This is a genomic window from Streptomyces sp. NPDC057280, from assembly GCF_042668605.1.
In the GTDB taxonomy this organism is placed as follows: Bacteria; Actinomycetota; Actinomycetes; order Streptomycetales; family Streptomycetaceae; genus Streptomyces.
The window spans coordinates 1,867,514-1,888,702 of the sequence record NZ_JBHUYR010000001.1; the positions used below are offsets into that span (position 1 = coordinate 1,867,514).

Annotated in this window: 19 protein-coding genes; 9 read left to right on the plus strand and 10 right to left on the minus strand. The window is 71.3% G+C overall.

The features are described from left to right. Position 1 precedes the first annotated feature (1 nt). From ACFUO4_RS08500 to meaB, 4 genes are all read left to right on the plus strand, one after another. Entirely contained in the window at positions 2-265 is a 264-nt protein-coding gene (locus ACFUO4_RS08500) for a GlsB/YeaQ/YmgE family stress response membrane protein (protein WP_079311080.1), read from the plus strand. A gap of 127 nt (positions 266-392) precedes the next feature. Further along, positions 393-2,195: a methylmalonyl-CoA mutase family protein gene (locus ACFUO4_RS08505; protein ID WP_383481259.1), complete on the plus strand. Its 1,803-nt coding sequence runs from the start codon at positions 393-395 to the stop codon at positions 2,193-2,195. Next, positions 2,192-4,366 (plus strand): methylmalonyl-CoA mutase, encoded by a 2,175-nt coding sequence (gene scpA, locus ACFUO4_RS08510; protein WP_383481262.1) that lies wholly within the window; start codon positions 2,192-2,194, stop codon positions 4,364-4,366. The genes ACFUO4_RS08505 and scpA overlap by 4 nt, the downstream gene beginning before the upstream one ends. Before the next feature lie 31 nt (positions 4,367-4,397). Beyond that, entirely contained in the window at positions 4,398-5,381 is a 984-nt protein-coding gene (gene meaB, locus ACFUO4_RS08515; protein ID WP_079311078.1) for a methylmalonyl Co-A mutase-associated GTPase MeaB, read from the plus strand. Between the two features lie 16 nt (positions 5,382-5,397). Here meaB and ACFUO4_RS08520 read toward each other — a convergent pair whose 3' ends face one another. Then, positions 5,398-6,168 carry an IclR family transcriptional regulator gene (locus ACFUO4_RS08520; RefSeq protein ID WP_383481265.1) on the minus strand — a complete coding sequence of 257 codons (771 nt, stop codon included), beginning with the start codon at positions 6,166-6,168 and terminating at the stop codon, positions 5,398-5,400. A 54-nt stretch (positions 6,169-6,222) separates the two neighbouring features. Here ACFUO4_RS08520 and ACFUO4_RS08525 point away from each other — a divergent pair, with 54 nt between their 5' ends. From ACFUO4_RS08525 to ACFUO4_RS08535, 3 genes are all read left to right on the plus strand, one after another. Next, a complete protein-coding gene (locus ACFUO4_RS08525; RefSeq protein WP_383481268.1) occupies positions 6,223-6,993 on the plus strand; it encodes an SDR family oxidoreductase in 771 nt (256 codons plus the stop codon). A gap of 268 nt (positions 6,994-7,261) precedes the next feature. Beyond that, the gene (locus tag ACFUO4_RS08530; protein WP_383481271.1) at positions 7,262-8,290 is read left to right on the plus strand and encodes an L-idonate 5-dehydrogenase; all 1,029 of its coding nucleotides are present in this window, start codon (positions 7,262-7,264) and stop codon (positions 8,288-8,290) included. A gap of 54 nt (positions 8,291-8,344) precedes the next feature. Beyond that, positions 8,345-9,460, plus strand: a complete 1,116-nt coding sequence (locus ACFUO4_RS08535) for an FAD-dependent oxidoreductase (RefSeq protein WP_383481274.1) — start codon at positions 8,345-8,347, stop codon at positions 9,458-9,460. A gap of 15 nt (positions 9,461-9,475) precedes the next feature. On the opposite strand, the gene ACFUO4_RS08540 is transcribed toward ACFUO4_RS08535, so the two are convergent. The 3 genes from ACFUO4_RS08540 to ACFUO4_RS08550 all read right to left on the minus strand — a co-directional run bounded on the left by ACFUO4_RS08540 (position 9,476) and on the right by ACFUO4_RS08550 (position 11,427). Beyond that, positions 9,476-10,171: an alpha/beta fold hydrolase gene (locus ACFUO4_RS08540; protein ID WP_383481277.1), complete on the minus strand. Its 696-nt coding sequence runs from the start codon at positions 10,169-10,171 to the stop codon at positions 9,476-9,478. Between the two features lie 33 nt (positions 10,172-10,204). Next, on the minus strand, positions 10,205-10,945 hold the full coding sequence (locus ACFUO4_RS08545; protein ID WP_383481280.1) for a class I SAM-dependent DNA methyltransferase: 741 nt from the start codon (positions 10,943-10,945) through the stop codon (positions 10,205-10,207). A gap of 62 nt (positions 10,946-11,007) precedes the next feature. After that, the gene (locus tag ACFUO4_RS08550; RefSeq protein WP_179143508.1) at positions 11,008-11,427 is read right to left on the minus strand and encodes a (2Fe-2S) ferredoxin domain-containing protein; all 420 of its coding nucleotides are present in this window, start codon (positions 11,425-11,427) and stop codon (positions 11,008-11,010) included. Positions 11,428-11,667: 240 nt separating this feature from the next. Here ACFUO4_RS08550 and ACFUO4_RS08555 point away from each other — a divergent pair, with 240 nt between their 5' ends. Beyond that, on the plus strand, positions 11,668-12,435 hold the full coding sequence (locus ACFUO4_RS08555) for a polysaccharide deacetylase family protein (RefSeq protein WP_179143509.1): 768 nt from the start codon (positions 11,668-11,670) through the stop codon (positions 12,433-12,435). 12 nt (positions 12,436-12,447) lie between these two features. Here the strand turns inward: ACFUO4_RS08555 and ACFUO4_RS08560 are convergent, their stop codons facing one another. Beyond that, entirely contained in the window at positions 12,448-13,461 is a 1,014-nt protein-coding gene (locus ACFUO4_RS08560; protein ID WP_383481285.1) for a DUF2278 family protein, read from the minus strand. A gap of 185 nt (positions 13,462-13,646) precedes the next feature. Between ACFUO4_RS08560 and ACFUO4_RS08565 the strand changes: the two genes are divergently transcribed. Then, positions 13,647-14,087, plus strand: coding sequence for an SRPBCC family protein (locus tag ACFUO4_RS08565; protein ID WP_383481288.1), 441 nt, complete (start codon positions 13,647-13,649; stop codon positions 14,085-14,087). Between the two features lie 5 nt (positions 14,088-14,092). On the opposite strand, the gene ACFUO4_RS08570 is transcribed toward ACFUO4_RS08565, so the two are convergent. The 5 genes from ACFUO4_RS08570 to ACFUO4_RS08590 all read right to left on the minus strand — a co-directional run bounded on the left by ACFUO4_RS08570 (position 14,093) and on the right by ACFUO4_RS08590 (position 20,830). Then, the gene (locus ACFUO4_RS08570; protein WP_383481291.1) at positions 14,093-15,247 is read right to left on the minus strand and encodes an XdhC family protein; all 1,155 of its coding nucleotides are present in this window, start codon (positions 15,245-15,247) and stop codon (positions 14,093-14,095) included. A 39-nt stretch (positions 15,248-15,286) separates the two neighbouring features. Further along, positions 15,287-16,744, minus strand: coding sequence for an NCS2 family permease (locus ACFUO4_RS08575; protein WP_079311070.1), 1,458 nt, complete (start codon positions 16,742-16,744; stop codon positions 15,287-15,289). 239 nt (positions 16,745-16,983) lie between these two features. Further along, complete coding sequence (locus ACFUO4_RS08580; RefSeq protein ID WP_383481294.1) at positions 16,984-19,368, minus strand: xanthine dehydrogenase family protein molybdopterin-binding subunit; 2,385 nt, start codon at positions 19,366-19,368, stop codon at positions 16,984-16,986. A gap of 2 nt (positions 19,369-19,370) precedes the next feature. Continuing rightward, positions 19,371-19,940 carry a (2Fe-2S)-binding protein gene (locus tag ACFUO4_RS08585; RefSeq protein WP_383481297.1) on the minus strand — a complete coding sequence of 190 codons (570 nt, stop codon included), beginning with the start codon at positions 19,938-19,940 and terminating at the stop codon, positions 19,371-19,373. Continuing rightward, positions 19,940-20,830 carry a xanthine dehydrogenase family protein subunit M gene (locus ACFUO4_RS08590; protein WP_079311067.1) on the minus strand — a complete coding sequence of 297 codons (891 nt, stop codon included), beginning with the start codon at positions 20,828-20,830 and terminating at the stop codon, positions 19,940-19,942. Before ACFUO4_RS08590 ends, ACFUO4_RS08585 begins: the two co-directional genes overlap by 1 nt. Between the last annotated feature and the right edge of the window lie 359 nt (positions 20,831-21,189).

A 21,189-nucleotide genomic window follows, 5' to 3' on the forward strand; every position in this document is an offset into this window, starting at 1 on the left:
CATGGAGATTTCAGGCATCATCAGCGCGATCGTCATCGGCATCGTGATCGGTGTCCTCGGCCGGCTCGTCGTCCCGGGCCGCCAGCGCATCGGCATTCTGTGGACGATCCTCATCGGCATCGTCGCCGCGTTCATCGGAACCGGCATCGCCTCCGGCCTGGACGTCGCCGACACCAAGGGTGTCGACTGGGTCGAGTGGCTCATCCAGATCGCGCTCGCCGCCCTCGGCGTCGTCGCGGTCAGCAAGGTGAAGGTACGTCGTTGACGGGACCTGGCGCCCGAGGCCTGCCCGGCGGCACAGGCCCTCGTGCGCCAGGTCACATTCCGAGCGAGAACAAGGTCACAGCCTTGCACTCTGCTGGAACTTCGGTGATCTGCCCTAGCATCCGAGCATGACGGTCCTGCCTGACGACGGGCTCGCGCTGGCCGCCGAGTTCCCTGACGCGACACACGAAGAATGGCAACACCTGGTGGCCGGGGTGCTGCGCAAGTCGGGCAAGGAGGTCTCGGGTGCGGCGGCGGAGGATGCTCTCGCCACCGCGCTCGAGGACGGACTCGGTGCCCGCCCCCTGTACACCGCACGCGACGCCGCCCCCGATCCCGGTCTGCCGGGCTTCGCCCCGTTCGTCCGCGGCGGCCGGGCGCAGGGCAACACCGCCGGCGGGTGGGACGTGCGCCAGCGGCACGCGGCGGCGGACAACCAGGCCGTCCTGACCGACCTGGAGAACGGCGTCACCTCCGTGTGGCTGCCGCTCGGCGAGGGCAGCGGCATCCAGGTCTCCGAGCTCGGCCGGGTGCTCGACGGCGTCTACCTCGACCTCGCGCCGGTCGTCCTGGACGCGGGCGCCGAGACCGAGGCCGCCGCGCGGGAGCTGCTGAAGCTGTACGAGGAGCGCGGCGTCGCCCCCGACGCGGCGCGCGGCAACCTCGGCGCCGACCCGCTGGGCTTCGAGGCCCGCACGGGACGGTCGTACGACCTCGCACCCGTGCTGAAGCTCGCCGGGCGTTACCCGAATCTGCGCGCCCTGACCGTGGACGCGCTGCCGTACCACGAGGCCGGCGGTTCGGCCGCGCAGGAGCTGGGCGCCTCGCTGGCGACCGGCGTCGCGTATCTGCGGGCGCTGACCGAGGCCGGGCTGAGCGCCGAACAGGCCTGCGCCCAGCTGGAGTTCCGGTACGCGGCGACCGCCGACCAGTTCCTGACCATCGCCAAGCTGCGCGCGGCGCGCCTGCTGTGGGCGCGGGTGGCCGAGGTGTGCGGGGTGCCGCAGGCGGGCGCCCAGGTGCAGCACGCGGTGACCTCGCCGGTGATGATGACGCGCCGCGACCCGTGGGTGAACATGCTGCGGACGACGATCGCGACGCTGGCGGCCGGTGCCGGTGGCGCCGACGCCGTGACGGTGCTCCCGTTCGACCAGGAGCTGGGGCTGCCGGACGCGTTCGCCCGTCGTATCGCCCGCAACACCTCCACGATCCTCATCGAGGAGTCCCACCTGGCCCGGGTCATCGACCCGGCGGGCGGCTCCTGGTACGTGGAGCGGCTGACCGACGAACTCGCCCACGCGGCCTGGGAGTTCTTCCGCACGATCGAGCGGGACGGCGGTCAGGCGGCCGTGCTGCGCTCGGGCCGGCTGCGCACCGACCTGGCGACGACGTGGGCGGAGCGCTCCAAGAAGCTCGCCAAGCGGCGCGAGCCGGTCACCGGCGTCAGCGAGTTCCCGCACCTGGCCGAGAAGCCGGTCGTCCGCGAGCCCGCCCCCGAGCCGCTGGCCGGCGGACTCCCCCGGGTGCGCCGCGACGAGGCGTACGAGGAACTGCGGGCCCGCTCCGACGCCCATCTGGCCGCCACCGGCAGCCGTCCCCGCGTCTATCTGGCCGCGCTCGGCCCGGCCGCCGCGCACACCGCGCGGCTGACGTTCGCCGCGAACCTGTTCCAGGCGGGCGGCATCGAGGCCGTCACCGAGGGCACGTTCGCGGAGAGCGGCGCCACCGAGGTGTGCCTGTGCTCCAGCGACGCGCTGTACGCGGAGCAGGCCGAGTCCGCGGCCCAGGAGTTGCGCGCGGCCGGTGCCACGCACGTCTCGCTCGCCGGCCGCCCGGCGGAGTACGCGGGCGTGGACTCCTACGTCTTCGCCGGCTGCGACGCCGTCTCCGTACTGACCGACGCTCTCGACCGCTTGGGGGTCTCCCGATGACCGTCCCCGACTTCTCCGGGATCGATCTCGGAACCCCGGCCGCCACCGGCACCGCCGACGACTGGCAGGCGGCCGTCAAGAAGGCCGGTGACGGCGACGACCTGCTCTGGGAGACCCCGGAGGGCATCCCGGTCAAGCCGCTCTACACGGGGCAGGACCTGGAGGGCCTGGACTTCCTGGACACGCGTCCGGGCATGGCGCCGTATCTGCGCGGCCCGTACCCGACGATGTACGTCAACCAGCCCTGGACGATCCGCCAGTACGCGGGCTTCTCCACCGCCGAGGAGTCCAACGCCTTCTACCGCCGCAACCTCGCCGCCGGTCAGAAGGGCCTGTCGGTCGCCTTCGACCTGCCCACGCACCGGGGTTACGACAGCGACCACCCGCGCGTGACCGGTGACGTCGGCATGGCGGGCGTGGCCATCGACTCGATCTACGACATGCGGCAGCTCTTCGACGGGATCCCCCTCGACAAGATGACCGTGTCGATGACGATGAACGGCGCGGTGCTGCCGGTGCTGGCGCTCTACATCGTCGCCGCGGAGGAACAGGGCGTACCGCCCGAGAAGTTGGCCGGGACCATCCAGAACGACATCCTCAAGGAGTTCATGGTCCGCAACACCTACATCTATCCGCCGAAGCCGTCGATGCGGATCATCTCCGACATCTTCGCCTTCACCTCGCAGCGGATGCCGCGGTACAACTCCATCTCGATCTCCGGCTACCACATCCAGGAGGCGGGTGCGACGGCCGACCTGGAGCTGGCGTACACGCTCGCGGACGGCGTGGAGTACATCCGCGCGGGGCGTGAAGCGGGCCTGGACGTCGACGCGTTCGCGCCGCGGCTGTCGTTCTTCTGGGCGATCGGCATGAACTTCTTCATGGAGGTCGCCAAGCTGCGCGCGGCGCGCCTGCTGTGGGCGAAGCTGGTCAAGCAGTTCGACCCGAAGAACACCAAGTCCCTTTCCCTGCGCACCCATTCGCAGACGTCGGGCTGGTCGCTCACCGCGCAGGACGTCTTCAACAACGTCACCCGCACCTGTGTCGAGGCGATGGCGGCGACGCAGGGCCACACGCAGTCGCTGCACACCAACGCCCTCGACGAGGCGCTCGCGCTGCCCACCGACTTCTCCGCGCGCATCGCCCGCAACACCCAGCTGCTGCTCCAGCAGGAGTCGGGCACCACCCGGGTCATCGACCCGTGGGGCGGCAGCGCGTACGTCGAGAAGCTGACGTACGACCTCGCGCGCAAGGCCTGGCAGCACATCCAGGAGGTCGAGGCGGCGGGCGGCATGGCCAAGGCCATCGACGCCGGCATCCCGAAGCTGCGCATCGAGGAGGCCGCGGCACGCACCCAGGCCCGCATCGACTCCGGGCGGCAGCCGGTGATCGGCGTCAACAAGTACCGGGTGGAGAACGACGAGGCGATCGAGGTCCTCAAGGTCGACAACTCCTCCGTGCGCGCCCAGCAGATCGAGAAGCTGCGCCGGCTGCGCGCCGAGCGCGACGAGCGGGCCTGCCAGGACGCGCTGGACGCGCTGACCCGCGCGGCGGGCGGCGAGGGCAACCTGCTGGAGCTGGCGGTGAACGCCGCCCGCGCCAAGGCGACCGTCGGTGAGATCTCCGACGCCCTGGAGAAGGTGTACGGCCGGCACGCGAGCCAGATCCGTACGATCACCGGCGTGTACCGCAACGAAGCAGGGGAGTCCCCGTCCGTGGACCGCACCCGCGCCCTGGTCGACGCCTTCGAGGAGGCGGAGGGCCGGCGCCCGCGCATCCTGGTCGCCAAGATGGGCCAGGACGGCCATGACCGCGGCCAGAAGGTCATCGCGACCGCGTTCGCCGACCTCGGCTTCGACGTCGACGTCGGCCCCCTGTTCCAGACCCCGGCCGAGGTGGCCCGGCAGGCCGTCGAGGCGGACGTGCACATCGTCGGGGTGTCGTCGCTGGCGGCCGGTCACCTCACCCTCGTACCGGCGCTCAAGGAGCAGCTGGCCGAGGAGGGGCGCGAGGACATCATGATCGTCGTCGGTGGGGTGATCCCGCCGCAGGACGTGCCCACACTCCTGGAGATGGGCGCGGCGGCCGTGTTCCCGCCCGGGACGGTGATCCCGGACGCGGCGTACGACCTGGTGCAGCGGCTGTCGTCGGACCTCGGGCACGACCTGTGATCGATGTCGACGCGGATGTGAAGGGCGTGCTGTGATCGATGTCGACGCCTATGTGAAGGGCGTGCTCGACGGGAAGCGGGCGATCATCGCGCGCGCCATCACGCTCGTCGAGTCGACCCGCCCCCAACACCGGGTGCTGGCGCAGGAGTTGCTCACCGCGCTGCTCCCGCACAGCGGACGGTCGCGGCGGATCGGGATCAGCGGGGTGCCCGGCGTCGGCAAGTCCACCTTCATCGACGCCTTCGGCACCCTGCTGACGGGCCTCGGTCACCGGGTGGCGGTCCTCGCCGTGGACCCGTCCTCCACGCGGACCGGCGGTTCGATCCTCGGCGACAAGACCCGCATGGAGCGCCTGGCCGTCGACCCGGCGGCCTTCGTGCGCCCCTCCCCCACCGCCGGGACGCTGGGCGGTGTGGCCAAGGCGACCCGTGAGTCGATCGTGGTCATGGAGGCGGCGGGCTACGACGTGATCCTGGTGGAGACGGTCGGCGTCGGCCAGTCCGAGACCACGGTCGCCGGCATGGTCGACACCTTCCTGCTCCTCACCCTGGCCCGCACGGGCGACCAGCTCCAGGGCATCAAGAAGGGCGTCCTGGAGCTGGCCGACGTGATCGCCGTGAACAAAGCGGACGGCCCGCACGAGCGCGACGCCCGGGCCGCCGCCCGTGAACTGGCGGGCGCGCTGCGGCTGATGCACGGCCCGGACCCGGCCTGGACCCCGCCGGTGCTGAGTTGCAGCGCCCGTGAGTCGACGGGTCTGGACACGGTCTGGGAGCGGATCGAGCAGCACCGCACCCTGCTGGACTCCACGGGCCGCCTCACCGCCAAGCGCCGCGACCAGCAGATCGACTGGACCTGGAGCATGGTCCGCGACGAACTCCTGGACCGTCTGCACGCCGACCCGGCGGTCCGTGCGCTCGCCCCCGATCTCGAACAGCAGGTCAGGGACGGGGAGTTGACGGCCACGCTGGCGGCGGAGCGCATCTTGAAGGCGTTCGGGGTCAAGAACCGCTGAAAGCCGGTTCCAAGGGTCACCGCGCCGGCAGTCGTACCCCCAATTCCTCTGCTGCCGCCCTCAGCACCGGCACCATCGCCACCATGTCGTCCATGCTGCGGCGGAAGGCGGGCGCCGCGGTGGACAGCGCCGCGAAGACGGTGCCGTCGGGGCGCAGGACGGGTACGGCGACGGCGCGCAGGCCCGCGTGGTGCTCCTCGTCCGCCGTGGCGTAGCCGCGTCCGGCGGCGCGGGCTACCTCCTCGCGCAGGACGTCCCGGTCGGTGATGCTCCGGGGGCCGTGCGGGGTGAGCTCGACGCGGTCGAGGAGGTCCTCGCGGACGTCCTCCGAGGCGAAGGCCATGAGGACCTTGCCCATGGAGGTGCAGTGCAGCGGGCCGTGCCGGCCGGGGTCGCTGCGGACGCCGACCGGCAGCGGGCCGTCGACGTAGTGCACGTAGAGATGGCGGGTGCCGTCGAGGACGGACATCAAGGTGGCCTCCTCGGTCTGCCGTGTCACGCGCTGCATCACGGGGAGGGCGGTGCCGGCGAATCCGTAGACCTGGCCCGCCTGCTGGCCGAGCTGGAAGAGCCGGAGGCCCGGCTTGTAGCGCTTGCCGGCGGTCTCGAACTCCACCAGGCCTTCCCGGCACAGGGAGTTGACCAGCCGGTGCGCGGTGCTGACGGCGACACCGCTGGCCCGGGCCAGTTCGGAGAGCGTGATGCCGTGCGGGTGCTCGCCGACCAGGACGAGCAGCCGGATCGCCCGGCCGACGACGTCGGCGGGCACGTCACTGGTGGCACTCATACTCCGCAGATTACCATTGAGTGGATAAGTTTTCCACTGAATGGAAAAGCAGCGATGAGTCATCCTCTCTTCGACGTCACCGGCAAGGTGGCCCTGGTGACCGGTTCGAGCCGTGGCATCGGCCGGGCGCTGGCCACCGGGCTGCTGGAGGCGGGCTGCACGGTCGTCCTGAACGGCCGCGACGCCGTCGCCCTGGAGGCCGCCCGCAAGGAGCTCGCGGAGACCTTCGACGGCCGGGTCCGGGCCGAGGCCTTCGACGTCACCGACTCCGCCGCGGTCACCGACGCCGTCGCCCGCATCGAGGACCGCGCCGGGCCGATCGACATCCTGGTCAACAACACCGGCGCCCAACGCCGAGCCCCGCTGCTGGACTTCACCGACGAGGACTGGCACGGCCTGCTGGACACCAACCTCACCAGCGCCTTCCTCGTAGGCCGCGAGGTCGCCCGGCGCATGGTGCCGCGCGGTCACGGCAAGATCGTCAACATCTGCTCGTTGCAGAGCGAGGCGGTCCGCCCCGGCATCGCCCCCTACTCGGCCACCAAGGGCGGCCTGAAGATGCTCACCAAGGGCATGTGCGCCGACCTCGGCCCGCACGGCATCCAGGTCAACGGCATCGGCCCCGGCTACTTCGACACCGAGCTGACCTCCGCCCTGGTCGCCGACGAGGAGTTCAGCGCCTGGGTGCGCGGACGGACCCCCGCCGGCCGCTGGGGCAAGGTCGAGGACCTCGTCGGCGCCCTGCTCTTCCTGTCCTCCCCCGCCTCCGACTTCGTCAACGGACAGCTCGTGTACGTCGACGGCGGCATGCTCTCCGTTCTGTAGGGGGTGTCTTCTGGATCAGGCCGGCTGCAAGGAACGGTGCGGACCGGCCAACCCGAGCGGGGTCTGGTGCGTGCAGCTGCAAGGCGGAGGAGGGCGGCGACGCGATGGGGGTCCCCCCGCTCGAGCGAAGTCGAGAGTGGGGGAGTCGGCAACCGACGACAACGCGGCTGGGGGTCCCCCCACGCCTTTAGGGCAGTGGGGGAGTGCGTGCCAGACCCCGCGACGCCGGCCTGATCCAGAAGACACCCCCTAGCCCCGAGGAGTCCCCATGCACGCCTGTGTCGTCCACGGAGCCGGTGATCTCCGGGTCGAGGAACGGCCGTACGACGGTCCCGGTGCCGGTGAGGTCGCCGTCGCCGTCGCCCTCGGCGGGATCTGCGGCAGCGACCTGCACTACTACCACCGGGGCCGGGTCGGCGACTTCGCCCTGCGCGAGCCCATGGTGCTGGGCCACGAGGTGGTCGGCCATGTCGCCGCCCTCGGCCCCGGCACCGACGGCCCGGCACCCGGCACACCCGTCGCCGTCCACCCCGCCACGCCCTGCGGCACCTGCCCCGAGTGCACCGGCGGCCGGCGCAACATCTGCGCCCGTACCCGGTATCTCGGCAGTGCCGCCCACACCCCGCACGTCCAGGGCGGGTTCGCGCAGACCATCACCTTGCCCGCCGAGCAGATCCGGGTGCTGCCGCCGGGCCTCGGGCTGCGGCGGGCCGTCCTCGCCGAGCCGCTGTCGGTGGCGCTGCACGCCGTCAACCGGGCGGGCGAGGTGCGCGGCCGGCGGGTCCTCGTCACCGGCGCGGGGCCGATCGGCTGCCTGGTCGTGGCCGCTCTGCGGCGGCGGGGCGCCGCCAAGGTCGTCGTCAGTGACCTCCTCGACGAGCCGCTGCGCATCGCGACGGCGGTCGGTGCCACGGCGACGGTACGGGCGGACCGGCCCGAAGACCCGTCCTGGGCCGGCGACTTCGATCTCGCGATCGAGGCGTCCGGCGCCCCGGCGGGGCTGCGCACCTGTGTGGAACGCGTCCACCGCGGCGGGACCGTCGTCCTCCTCGGTCTGCTTCCGCCGGGCGAGATCGGGCTGTTGGGCAATGTCGTGGTCACCCGGGAACTCGAACTGCGGGGCGCCTTCCGCTTCGACACCGAGTTCGACGAGGCGCTCGCCCTGCTCGCCGAAGGCCTGCCGGTCGACCCGGTCGTCACGCACACCTTCCCGCTGGACCGGGCCGTCGCCGCGTTCGCCGCGGCCCAGGACCGCACGGTGGCCTCCAAGGTGCTGCTGGACCTGTCGGGCGCCTGACCCGTCCGAACCCCCGCTCCCGTACGGGCAGTTGTCCCGGGTACGTTCGTCCACATGCGCATACGAGCGAGGGTCATCGGCGGCGGAATCGGCGGTACGGCAACGGCGTTGGCGCTGCACAAGGCGGGCGCCGACGTCGTCGTGCACGAGGCGCATCCCGACTCGGCCGAGGACCTGGGGGCGTTCCTCACCCTGGCGAGCAACGGCATGCGGGCCCTCGCCCAGATCGACGCCGATGCCGCCGTCAGGACGGTCGGGTTCCCGCTGCGGGAGATGCGGGTGCTCGACGCGGCGGGCGAGGAGATGGGGCGGGGGCCGCTGGGCGAAGCCGACGATCCGCGCCTGCGGTTCCGGTGCGTGCGCCGCGGCGACCTCAACGCCGCGCTCCAGGCGGAGGCGGTACGCCGGGGCATCGACGTCCGGCACGGGGTGCGGCTGACCGCGGTCGAGGAGGGCCCGGACGGCGTCACCGCCCGCTTCTCGGACGGCGGCAGGGCGACGGCCGACCTGCTCGTCGGCGCCGACGGCCTCCACTCCACCGTCCGGGAGACCATCGCCCCCGGCGTGCGCCCGCAGTACGCCGGGCAGCGCGTCTTCTACGGTTACACCGGCGGCGCCCGCCCACCGGGTACCGCCGGGCAGATCACCATGGTGCGCGGCAGCCGGGCCGCTTTCGGGTACGCGGTGTCGCCCGACGGGGAGACGTACTGGTTCGCCCGCGTGGCAGACGTACCGCCCAAGGCGCCCGGCGGGTGGCGGGAGCCGCTGGTGGAACTGCTGCGCGCGGACAGCGGGCCCGCCGCGGACATCGTCGCGGCCACCCGCGGCGACATCTTCGTCACCGACGCCACCGAGATACCCGTCGGCACCCCCTGGCGCTCCGCGCGGACCCTGCTCGTGGGCGACGCGGCCCACGCGGCGTCCCCCGCGACCGGACAGGGGGCGTCGATGGCGCTGGAGGACGCGGTCGTCCTCGCCAAGTCCCTGCGGGACGCCCCGGATCTCGACGCGGCGCTCGCCCGCTACGAGGCGCTCCGCCGCCCGCGCGTGGAACACAACATCACCGTCAGCGGCACCCTCTCCCGGGGCGGCCGGCCCACCGGGGCGCCCCGCCCCGGCGAGGACGACCTCGTCCGCCTGCTCGACTGGGACAGCAAGTTGGCGGCCTGAGAGGGCGGCGGCCGGTCAGATCCAGCCGTCCAGGGACTTCATGAAGCCGTCGAAGTCGTCACGGTGGATGGTGTGCCCCGCCCCGGTGACGGTGCGGACCTCGAAGCCGCTCGCCCGCAGCCGCGCCACGTCCTCGGCGCCCACCAGGAAGCTGGGGTCGGCGAGTTGGACGAGGGAGGGCACCAGCGGACGGTCGGGGACGAAGCCGGTGAGGGGGCGGCCGTCGAGGAAGTACGAGGTGTCCGCGTCCCAGTCGGCCAGCGTGGCCACCTCGACGTCGACGTCCTCGGGGTCCCAGCGCGGGTTGAGCTGCGCTATGTGCTCGCGGGTGACGTTCTTGCCGGACGCGAACACCTCGGGGTCCAGCGGCTGTTCGGGGTCCGGGGACGCCCAGGCCGGGTCGGAGTAGACCGCCCGCGAGGGTCGCAGCCGCTCCACCGCGAGGGACAGGGCGAGCCCGCCGAGGGAGTGGCCGATGACCACGTCGGCACCGGCCGGGAGGGTGTCGGCGAGGTCGTCCGCGAAGTGCCGCGGGGTGTACTCGCCGCGCGGGGAGCGGCCGTGGCCGCGCAGGTCGGCCGCGATCACCCGGTAACCGCGCTCCGCGAGGGCCGGGCCGACGCGGCGCCAGGTGCGGGAGTCGGACATGATGCCGTGGACGAGCAGGGCCGTCCGGTCGCCGGTGCCCCATTCACGGGTGTGGAGTCGCACGGAATTCCTTTCGCTCCGGTGGGTGTGCCGCAGTCAGTGTGCGGGTTTCTCCCAGACGGAGACATGCCGGCCGCTCTCATGGCCGAAGGGCTCCCGCGTCCACCCCTCCCACCGCTCCCGCAGCCGCAGCCCGGCGAGCCGCGCCATCAGGTCCAGTTCGGCCGGCCAGACGTAGCGGAAGGGGATCTCGAAGTATGTCGCGTGCCCGTCCGCGACCCTGACGTGGTGCGAACTCATCGCCTGGGTCGCCGTGTCGTAGGTGTCGAACCCCAGCCGCTGCGCGCCGACATGGAACGGTACGGCGTGCTGCCCGGGCGGCAGCTTCCGCAGTTCGGGGACCATGACCTCGACGACGAAGCAACCGCCGGGCGCCAGGTGGTCGGCGACGTTGCGGAAGCAGGCCACCTGGGCATCCTGCGTCGTGAGGTTCATGATCGTGTTGAAGACGAGGTAGGCGACCGAGAAGGCGCCGTCGACCTTCGTCGTCGCGAAGTCGCCGATGGTGACGCCGATCGCGTCACCGCCCGGCTTGGTCCGCAGTCGGGCGACCATGGCCCGGGAGAGATCGATGCCGTGGACCGGGACACCGCGGGCCGCCAGCGGCAGCGCGACGCGTCCGGTGCCGATGCCGAGCTCAAGTGCCCTGCCGGAACCGGCCCGTTCGGCCAGGAAGTCGACGACCGGCCCTACGGCGTCCGGTGCGAACATGTCCGCGGTCGACTCGTCGTAGGTCGCCGCGATGGATTCGGGGAAGTGTCCGTCCTGATCGTCCACGCTCGGACGGTACCTCCCGGCCGGGCGGGGCCGCCCGTGGATTTTCTCCGATCGCCGCGCGTTCAGCGGCGGGAGCGGCGTACTTCCGGGCGGGGCGGGTTGATGAACTGGAGGGTGAGGGTGGCCGGGGGTTCGGCCAGGCCGGGGCCGCCGGCCGCCACCCAGTCCAGGACGTCGTCCGTGCAGGCGTCGTCGCCGGACCAGCCGATCCAGGTTGCCCGGCCGCCGCGCCGCCGGCCCTCTCCGGAGGGCTGGACGACCAGGACGTTGGCCTGGTCGCAGGGGCCGAGACAGTCGGTCGTACGGACCGCGAGCCGGCCATCGGACGCCGCGGCGGCGGCCCGCAACCGGTCCAGCTGCCACTGATGGTCGACCCCGGGATGCTTGCGCGCGTCACCGCAGCAGCAGCCGCGGCACAGGACGAGGGTGCACGGCCGGGCACCGGCGGCCCCGAACACGACCCGGCTTCTCGGCACGCTCACGCCATTCCCTCCCCACGACACCATCGACTTCAAGATCGTACGTACTCGTACGGGCCGCTCGGGACCGCGGGCTCCCGAAGGGGGCGAGCCGACGGCAGGTGTCTGTGGCGAAGAACGACGGCACGTCCGGCCTTCGCCGTTCTACGCGCAGGAGCCGGTCCGCAGGCATGACCGAAGAGACTATAAACCGCGAGTATAATCGCTGTGTATAGTCCCGGCATGCCATCTCTCACCAACCAGATGCACAAAACGGGGAACAGGTTCCGAGCGGCGCTGATGTCGGCGGCGGCAGCGTGTCTGGCGCTGTCGCTGACCGGCTGCGCGAAGGTCGACACGACCGCGCCCAGCGCCGCCCGGGCCGAAGGTGCGTCGGCCGCCGCGCAGGCCCGCTTCGGGGCCGTCGACTGCCGTCACACCAAGTGCATCGCGCTCACCTTCGACGCCGGCCCGAGCGAACACTCCGCGCGGCTCCTCGACATCCTCAAGGAGAAGCAGGTCCCGGCGACCTTCTTCCTCCTCGGCAAGCGGCACATCGAGAAGTACCCGGAGCTCGTCAAGCGCATGGCGGCCGAGGGTCACGAGGTGGCCAGCCACACCTGGGACCACAAGATCCTCACGCGGCTGGAGCCGGACGGGATACGCGCGGAACTCGAGCGCCCGAACGACGCGATCGAGCGCCTCACCGGCAAGAGGCCCACCCTCATGCGGCCGCCACAGGGCCGCACGGACACCGACGTCCACGACATCTGCAAGGAGCTGGGGATGTCTGAGGTGCTGTGGACGGTCACCGCCAAGGACTACACCACGACCGACTCGGCCCTCATCCAGAAGCGTGTCCTCGCCCAGGCCTCCCGGGACGGGATCATCCTGCTGCACGACCTGTACGACGGGACGGTTCCGGCCGTGCCCGGGATCATCGACGCGCTGAAGGCACGGGGGTATGTGTTCGTGACGGTGCCGCAGCTGCTGGCGCCGGGGAAGGCGGAGCCGGGAAAGGTGTACCGCTGAGAGCAGGAGGGCTCAGAAGACGACGGTCCACCCTTCTCGGGCGGCCTGCTCCTTGGTGTACGAGACGCCGTGGACCTTCAGCGCCCTGTCGTCGAAGAGCGTGATCTCGCCGCCGTGGTTGCCGAGTCGGGCGTCGCCCCCGGCGAGCGGGACGAGAAGGCAGGCGCCCGCGGCGAGTGTCCCGGCGGGCACCGGGGACTTCTGCCCCAGCCGGTCGCCGATGCGCCACCCGGTGAGGTCGACGGGGTCGGGCGAGGCGTTGAGCAGCGTGACCGTCTCGGGCTCGGGGGCCGGACCGGGCGGGTTGACGAGCGCGGCGACGATCCGCACGGGCAGGGTGCCCGGCTCCGGCCGGTTGCCGTCGACGTCGTCGAGGGGGTGCCCGGTGACGTCGTCGGTGTGCCAGGACTGGCTCTGGAAGGCGAGGAAGATGCCGACCCAGCGGTCCGGCGCGGGGAAGTGGATCAGGACTCCCCCGTCCTGCCACACCCCGTCGTCACCGCGGAAGCGGCCCCTGTTGCCCTGGTTCATGTGGATGTCGTGGATGCCGTTGCCCGGCAGGAAGCCGAACACCTTGTCCTTGACGCCCGGTTCGGGCCCGAAGCGCTCACCGAACAGATACACCCGGGCCTCGGGGTCGGCGACGGCCCGCCGTACGTAGAGGTCGAGGAGGTCGGCGAGGTCGTTGCCGTCGCCGGGGAGGTCCGGGGGCAGGGTGCGCATCTGCTCCGGCTCGAAGAGGTTGCCGCGCACGAAGTCGAGGTTGGGCCCGCCGGGCCCGGGCGGCAAGGTGTTCCAGCCACTGGCCAGCCCAGCGAGCCGGGCGGTGACGGGGTGCCGGAAGTCCTCGTCGACGAGGTAGAGCAGTTCGGAGGGACTTTCCTGGGACAGTACGTTGACGGCGGCGCGGTAGTGGACGCCCTGATCGTCGGTGAGATGGATCTGGTAGTGCGGAGTGTCGGTGGCACCCTCACGCCGGGTGTCGACGGCTTTGGTGATCAGTACGCCGTAGGCCTTCAGTGGCATGGCGATCAACTCCCCCTGGTGACGGGCGGAATGCCCGTCCGTGGGGGAAATCGTAGGGCGCGTGTGCGCCACCGGGTGGCGCGTTCCAGTCGACGTACGCCGGTCGGCCGACCGGCGAGTGCACCAACCCTGTGAGCCCGTACTGAATACGCCGCTGAACTGCCCGGATTCCCTAAGATCGTTGCGTGGTCACCTTTCTCCTCGAACGCACGGCCCCGCTCCCCCTCCCCGAGGCCTGGCGCCGCCTCACGGAGTGGCCCCGCCACGGGGACGTGGTCCCCCTGACCCGGGTCACCGTCGAGACGCCGGGGCCGACGGGGGTGGGCACGGTGTTCGTGGCGCGCACGGGGGTGGGGCCGCTGTCGTTCGACGACCGCATGGAGGTCACGGAGTGGCGCCCGCCGACCGAAGAGACCGCCGGGTTCTGCCGGCTGGAGAAACGGGGACGGGTCGTCACCGGATGGGCGGAGATCGAGGTGGCGGTGGGGCCGGGTGGGCGCAGCCGGGTGGTGTGGCGGGAGGAGTTGGGGTTCCGGTTTCTGCCGAGGGTGGTTGATCCGGTGACTCGGGGGGTGGCGCGGTATGTGTTCGGGCGGGCGGTGAACCGGCTGCTGAGGAAGCCCTGAGGCCCTCAGGCCACCGACCCGATCCGCCCGGTCGGCGTCGAAGACGTCACGTCATGATGGATCGGCGTGTGCGCGCCGGTCAGTGACACCCCGCTCCCCCCACGCCGATTGGCGACGATCTCCGCCCCGATCGACAACGCCGTCTCCTCCGGCGTCCGTGCTCCGAGGTCCAGGCCGATCGGGGAGCGCAGGCGGGCCAGCTCCAGTTCCGTCACGCCGACCTCGCGCAGGCGTTCGTTGCGGTCCAGGTGGGTGCGGCGGGAGCCCATCGCGCCGACGTAGGCGACCGGCAGGCGCAGTGCCAGCTGGAGCAGGGGTATGTCGAACTTCGCGTCGTGGGTGAGGACGCACAGGACCGTGCGGGCGTCCACGGGCGTCCGCTCCAGGTACGTGTGCGGCCACTCCACGACGATCTCGTCCGCCTCCGGGAAGCGGGTCGGCGTCGCGAACACGGGGCGCGCGTCGCACACCGTGACGTGGTAGCCGAGGAACTTGCCGACCCGTACCAGCGCCGACGCGAAGTCGATCGCGCCGAAGACGATCATTCGGGGGGCGGGGACCGACGACTCCACCAAGACAGTGAGCGGTGCTCCGCAGCGTGAGCCCTGCTCTCCGATCTCCAGGGTGCCGGTGCGGCCGGCGTCCAGGAACGCGCCCGCCTCCGCCGCCACCGTGCGGTCCAGCTCGGGATGGGCGCCGTAACCGCCGTCGTAGGAGCCGTCGGGGCGGACCAGCAGCGCCCGGCCCAGCAACTCCTCCGGGCCTGACACGATGCGGGCCAGTGCCGCCGCCTCGCCCGTCGACGCGGCGGCCAGGCCCGCGGTGATCACCTGACGGACCGGGTCTCCCGCCCGTACCGGCGTCACCAGGATGTCGATGATGCCGCCGCAGGTCAGCCCGACCGCGAAGGCGTCGTCGTCGCTGTAGCCGAAGCGCTCCAGGACGGTCTCGCCGTCCTCCAGCGCCTGCCGGCACAGCTCGTACACCGCGCCCTCCACGCAACCGCCGGAGACCGATCCGATCGCCGTGCCGTCGGCGTCGACCGCGAGGGCCGCGCCGGGCTGGCGAGGGGCGCTGCCGCCGACGGCCACCACGGTGGCCACGGCGAAGTCGCGTCCCTGCTCGACCCACCGGTGCAGCTCTTCGGCGATGTCCAGCATCTCTCGGTCTCCTAACGGAAGTCGTGTACCGGGGGGCGGCTAGTGCACGCCCATCCAGCTCTCAATGGGATTGAGGGCGAAATAGACGAAGAAGATCACTGTCAGGGCCCACATGAACGCCCCGATCTCCCGCGCCTTGCCCTGGGCGACCTTGATGGCGACGTACGAGATGACGCCCGCCGCGACGCCCGCCGTGATCGAGTACGTGAACGGCATGATCACGACCGTGAGGAACACCGGGATCGCCGTCGCGCGGTCCGCCCAGTCCACGTGCCGGGCGTTCATCATCATCATCGCGCCGATGACCACCAGGGCCGCCGCCGCCACCTCGCCCGGCACGATCGCCGTCAGCGGGGTGAAGAACAGGCACGCCGCGAAGAACAGGCCGGTGACGACGGAGGACAGGCCCGTGCGGGCGCCCTCGCCCACTCCCGTCGCCGACTCCACGAACACCGTCTGGCCCGAGGCTCCCGCCACGCCGCCGATCGCGCCGCCGGCGCCGTCGATGAACAACGCCTTCGACAGGCCCGGCATCCGGCCCTGCTCGTCGGCCAGCTTGGCCTCCGTGCCGACGCCGATGATCGTCGCCATCGCGTCGAAGAAGCCCGCCAGGACCAGGGTGAAGACGATCATGCCGACCGTCATCGCGCCCACCTCGCCCCAGCCGCCGAACTCGACGTCACCGAAGATCGAGAAGTCCGGCATGGAGACCGCGCTGCCGTGGAGCGCGGGGGCGCCGCTCGCCCACTGCTCCGGGGCGATGACGTCGAGGGCGTTCAGGACGACGGCCAGGACCGTGCCGCCGACGATGCCGATCAGGATGGCGCCGGGGACGCCTCGGGCCTGGAGCATGAAGATCGCGAGGAGTGTGGCCGCGAAGAGGAGGACCGGCCAGCCGGCGAGTTCGCCCGCCGGGCCCAGGGTCACGGGGGTCGCCTTGCCCTGGTGGACGAAGCCGGCCTTGTAGAAGCCGATCAGGGCGACGAACAGACCGATGCCCATGGTGATCGCGTGCTTGAGGGCCAGCGGGATGGCGTTCATGATCATCTCGCGCAGGCCGGTGACGACCAGCAGCATGATGACGACGCCGTACATCACGCACATGCCCATGGCCTGCGGCCAGGTCATCTGCGGGGCGACCTGCGAGGACAGGACGCCGGAGACGGAGAGGCCGGCGGCGAGGGCGAGCGGCACCTTGCCGAAGAAACCCATCAGCAGCGTGGTGAAGGCCGCCGCGAACGCGGTCGCGGTGATGAGGGCCTTCTGGCCGAGCGTGTCCCCCGCCGCGTCCTTGCCGGACAGGATCAGGGGGTTGAGCAGGAGGATGTACGCCATCGCCATGAAGGTGGTGACGCCGCCGCGCACCTCACGCGCGACGGTCGATCCTCGCTGGGATATGTGAAAGTACCGGTCGAGCCAGGACCGTCCGGCCGGGACGCGGGTGCCTTCTCCCGCGTCGTCGGCAACGGTCTCCGGCTCCAGTGACTGCTGGGTCATGTGGGCCTACTCCCAAGGTTCACAGGGGCCCCCGCCAACCGCCTCTGCGGCTGCGGGATTTGGGAAGGTGCTTCGGCCGCACGACCCGGGGGACGGCCCGAGACGAACGAACAGAGGTACTACTGGGTCACGCTTGGTCACGCTTCAAGTGCCGCGAGCGGTGCGGGACTTGGTGCTCCGGGCGGCGCGGTGGAGGTTGTGACGTTCCCTGCGCCGCCCGGAGAGCTTCAACTGGCCGCTTACGCCGTGCCGGTGAGGTGTTCCGGGCGGACCGGCGTGCGGTTGAGCTCCAGCCCGGTCGCGTTCCGGATCGCCGCGAGGACGGCCGGGGTCGACGACAGGGTGGGGGCCTCGCCGATGCCACGGAGCCCGTACGGGGCGTGGTCGTCGGCGAGTTCGAGCACGTCGACGGGGATGGTCGGCGTGTCGAGGATGGTGGGGATCAGGTAGTCCGTGAAGGAGGGGTTCCTGACCTTGGCCGTCTTGGGGTCGACGATGATCTCCTCCATCACCGCGACGCCGAGGCCCTGGGTGGTGCCGCCCTGGATCTGGCCGACGACCGACAGCGGGTTGAGCGCCTTGCCGACGTCCTGGGCGCAGGCCAGTTCGATGACCTTGACCAGGCCGAGCTCGGTGTCCACCTCGACGACCGCGCGGTGCGCGGCGAAGGAGTACTGGACGTGGCCGAAGCCCTGGCCGGTCCGGAGGTCGAAGGCCTCGGTCGGGCGGTGCCGCCACTCGGCCTCCACCTCGACGGTCTCGCCCTCCAGCACCTCGGCCAGGTCCGCGAGGACCTCGCCGCCGTCGGTGACGACCTTGCCGCCCTCCAGGAGCAGCTCCGCCGTCGCCCAAGCGGGGTGGTACGAGCCGAACTTGCGACGGCCGATCTCCAGGACCTTCTCGCGCACCAGCTCGCAGGAGTTCTTGACCGCGCCGCCGGTGACGTACGTCTGCCGGGAGGCCGAGGTCGAACCGGCGCTGCCCACCTGGGTGTCGGCCGGGTGGATGGTCACCTGTGCGACGCCCAGCTCGGTGCGGGCGATCTGCGCGTGGACGGTGACGCCGCCCTGGCCGACCTCCGCCATCGCGGTGTGCACGGTGGCGACGGGCTCACCGCCGACGACCTCCATGCGGACCTTGGCGGTGGAGTAGTCGTCGAAACCCTCGGAGAAGCCGACGTTCTTGATGCCGACCGCGTAGCCGATGCCGCGGACGACGCCCTCGCCGTGCGTGGTGTTGGACAGGCCGCCGGGCAGCTGCCGTACGTCCGCGCCCTCGCTGGACTCCCACTGGCGCTCCGGAGGGAGCGGCATCGCCTTGACGCGGCGCAGGAGTTCGGCGACGGGGGCCGGCGAGTCGACGGGCTGGCCGGTCGGCATGATCGTGCCCTGTTCCATCGCGTTGAGCTGACGGAACGCGACCCGGTCCATGCCCACCTTGTCGGCGAGCTTGTCCATCTGGGCCTCGTAGGCGAAGCACGCCTGGACCGCACCGAAGCCGCGCATGGCGCCGCAGGGCGGGTTGTTGGTGTAGAGGGCGATGGCCTCGATGTCGACGTCGTCGACCACGTACGGGCCGATCGAGAGGGAGGAGGCGTTGCCGACGACCGCGGGGGACGCGGAGGCGTACGCGCCGCCGTCCAGGACGATCCGGCACTTGACGTGCGTCAACTTGCCCTCGGCGGTGGCCCCGTGCTCGTAGTAGAGCTTCGCCGGGTGGCGGTGGACGTGGCCGAAGAAGGACTCGAAGCGGTTGTAGACGATCTTGACCGGCTTGCCGGTGCGCAGCGCCAGCAGGCAGGCGTGGATCTGCATCGAGATGTCCTCGCGGCCGCCGAAGGCACCGCCGACGCCGGACAGCGTCATACGGACCTTGCTCTCGGGCAGGCCGAGGACCGGGGCGATCTGCTTGAGGTCGCTGTGCAGCCACTGGGTGGCGATGTAGAGGTGGACGCCGCCGTCCTCGTCCGGCACGGCGAGACCCGACTCGGGGCCGAGGAAGGCCTGGTCCTGCATGCCGAAGGTGTACTCGCCCTTGACGACGAAGTCGGCCTTCTTGGCGGCCTCTTCGGCTTTGCCGCGGACGATCGGCTGGCGGTGCACGATGTTGGGGTGCGGGACGTGACCGATGTGGTGGTCGTCGCGGTTCTCGTGGATGAGGATCGCGTCCGGCGCGGTCGCGGAGGCCTCGTCGGTGATGACGGGCAGCTCGCGGTAGTCGACCTTGATCTTGGCGGCGGCGCGGCGCGCGGTCTCCGGGTGGTCGGCGGCGACGATCGCCACCGGCTCGCCGTGGTGGCGTACCTTGCCGTGCGCGAGGACCGGGGTGTCCTGGATCTCCAGGCCGTAGTTCTTCACGTCCGTGGGCAGGTCGTCGTACGTCATGACGGCGTAGACGCCCGGCATGGCGAGGGCCTCGCTGGTGTCGATCGAGACGATCTCGGCGTGCGCGACCGTGGAGCGCAGGATCTGGCCCCAGAGCATGTCCTCGTGCCACATGTCGGAGGAGTACGCGAACTCGCCGGTGACCTTGAGGGTGCCGTCCGGGCGGAGCGTGGACTCGCCGATGCCGCCCTTGGTCTTCGAACCCTGGGTGATTTTGGTGGGAGCGCCGGTGGTGGGCATGCTCAGACCCCCTCGGACTGCCGGGCGGCCGCGAGGCGGACCGCGTCCATGATCTTCTCGTAGCCGGTGCAGCGGCACAGGTTGCCCGACAGCCCCTCGCGGATGTCCGCGTCGGTCGGGTTCGGGTTGCGCTCCAGCATCTCGTCGGCGGCGACCAGCAGACCGGGCGTGCAGAAGCCGCACTGGACGGCGCCGGCGTCGATGAACGCCTGCTGGATCGGGGAGAGTTCGGTGCCCTCGCCGGTCTGCGAGTCCTGCCCCTTGGCCGCCCACTGCTTGGCCTCGTCGAGCGAGGTCCCGCAAGTGGACCCGCAGGCACGCTGCTTGGCGTAGTCCGCCAGCCCCTCGACGGTGACGACCTCGCGGCCTTCCACCTGGCCCGCCGCGACCAGACACGAACACACCGGCACCCCGTCCAGGCGGACCGTGCAGGAACCGCACTCGCCCTGCTCGCAGGCGTTCTTGGAACCCGGCAGGCCCAGGCGCTCGCGCAGGACGTACAGGAGGGACTCGCCCTCCCAGACGTCGTCGGCTTCCTGCGGACGGCCGTTGACCGTGAAATTGACGCGCATTACGCGACTCCCTCCGTGTGAGCGGCGGTGCCGCGGTACGACTCCCAGGTCCAGGTCAGCGTGCGGCGGGCCATGATGCCGACCGCGTGGCGGCGGTAGCTCGCCGTGCCCCGGACGTCGTCGATCGGGTTGCAGGCGGCGGCGCACAGGTCCGCGAACTGCTTGGCGACCGACGGGGTGATGATCTTTCCGTTGTCCCAGAAGCCGCCCTCGTCGAGCGCCGCGTTCAGGAACTCCTCCGCGGCCTTCGCCCGGACCGGGGTGGGCGCCGCCGAGCCGATGCCGGTGCGGACCGTGCGGGTCTCGGGGTGCAGGGCCAGGCCGAAGGCGCAGACCGCGATGACCATGGCGTTGCGGGTGCCGACCTTCGAGTACTGCTGCGGTCCGTCGGCCTTCTTGATGTGCACCGCGCGGATCAGCTCGTCGGGCGCGAGCGCGTTGCGCTTCACTCCGGTGTAGAACTCGTCGATGGGGATCAGGCGCGAGCCGCGCACCGACTCCACCTCGACCTCCGCGCCGGCCGCGAGGAGCGCGGGGTGGGCGTCACCGGCCGGGGAGGCGGTGCCGAGGTTGCCGCCGACGCCTCCGCGGTTGCGGATCTGCGGGGAGGCGACCGTGTGCGAGGCCAGGGCGAGGCCCGGCAGCTCGGCACGGAGGTGCTCCATGATCCGGGTGTACGGGACGGAGGCGCCGAGCCGCACCGAGTCCTGGCCGACCTCCCACTCGGTCAGGTCGGTGACGCGGTTCAGGTCGAGCAGGTACTCGGGCCGCCGGTGGTCGAAGTTGATCTCGACCATCACATCGGTGCCGCCCGCAATGGGCACAGCGGTGGGGTGCTCAGCCTTGGCGGCGAGCGCCTCCTCCCAGCTGGCGGGGCGAAGGAAGTCCATGACCGGCTCTCTTCTTCGTCTCGTGGGTGGTACGGATTGAGCCAGATCGTGTGCGGCGGGCCCGGCTCGTTCATGTGTTGTTCACGCGGAGTGGGGCCAGTACACAGCGCCGTGCTCCGACGGGGTCAGTCACGGAAACTCTGAAGGAGTTGGCTGGTCGGGGCGGGCATCTTGTAGATTCGTATGAACAGAGGTCCTCAGTAACCTCCATGTTTTCCTGTGGAAACGCGCGACACACCGGGCGTGACCTGGGACACAGTCCGAAGGGCGGTGGGCGGAGCACACCGGGCCCACCGGACAGGCGCCTCCCGCACAGGGGCCACACAGTTCATCGTAGATTTCTAGACAAAGATCGGCGG